Source organism: Nocardia sp. JMUB6875, assembly GCF_041154655.1.
Taxonomy (GTDB): domain Bacteria; phylum Actinomycetota; class Actinomycetes; order Mycobacteriales; family Mycobacteriaceae; genus Nocardia.
In genome coordinates this window covers 1-1,031 of the sequence record NZ_BAAFGR010000401.1, presented here as the reverse complement: position 1 = coordinate 1,031, position 1,031 = coordinate 1, and the positions used below count along the sequence as shown (strand labels likewise).

Sequence of the window (1,031 nt, the reverse complement as noted above, 5' to 3'; positions counted from 1 at the left end):
CCCGCATAGACGGCGTCCCCACCGACGTCACCCGCACCGAACCCTCCGTAGCCTGGTCCGCCGGCGCCCTGATCTCCTCCGGCACCGACCTCAACCACTTCTACCTCTCCCTCCTCTCCGGCACAGTCGTCCCCGCCGCCCAACTACCCGAAATGCTGACCACCCTCCCCGCCTTCTCCGACACCGGCATCGGCTACGGCCTCGGCATCGCAGGCACCAAACTCCCCTGCGGCACCCAGTACTACGGCCACAACGGCGAAATCCCCGGCTACCTGACCATCTCCGGCGCCACTCGCGAATCCCGCGCCGTCACCCTCACCCTCACCACCTCCCATAACACCGACCCAAACCTCCTAGACCTCCTCACCGACGCCCTTTGCCCGTAGCCCGACAACCACCGGGGGTGCGAGGTTCGAAAGCCTGCGGCAGTACCGGCGGCCGCCCCACAAAATGCCCGCATGAAAACGGGGATGCCGATCCGCGGGAGCTCGGCAATGCGTGAGGGGCAGGCAGTATGACCTGCTGCCGCACGAGGTCATGAGCATAGACACGGTGTTGGCGACATCGGCCGAGCGGACCGGCTACGACCTCGGCCGACGCCTTCCGCTCGGAAAGGCTGTCGCGGTGCTGGATTCGCTGTGCCGGGCCACGAGGTTGGAGCCCGCGCGAATCCAGGACATCTGTGGGAACCATTCCGGTGAGAGAGGAGTCGCTCGGCTGCGCACGATTATCGGGTACGTCGATGCGGGGGCGGAATCACCACAGGAGTCGGAGACACGGCTTCTTCTGGTGGCGGCCGGGTTTCCACGCCCCGCGACTCAGATTCCGGTCTTCGACGAGACCGGCAGATTCGTCGCGCGCCTGGATATGGGATGGCCCGAATGGAAGGTTGCGGTCGAGTACGACGGCAGCCACCACTGGACCGACAAACGCCAATACGCACACGACATAGACCGCCACGCCAACCTCCACTCCCTCGGCTGGACCATCATCCGCGCCACAGCCCCCCACCTCCACACCACCTCGACCCC

Annotated in this window: 2 protein-coding genes; both read left to right on the top strand. The window is 66.1% G+C overall.

The window, feature by feature from the left end; all coding sequences use genetic code 11:
* Window positions 1–386 (top strand): serine hydrolase (locus ACAM49_RS40245; RefSeq protein WP_369640752.1); only part of this gene is annotated, 386 nt, incomplete at its 5' end.
* Window positions 387–498: 112 nt separating this feature from the next.
* On the top strand, window positions 499–1,031 hold a 533-nt coding region (locus tag ACAM49_RS40240; protein WP_369640751.1), incomplete at its 3' end, for an endonuclease domain-containing protein.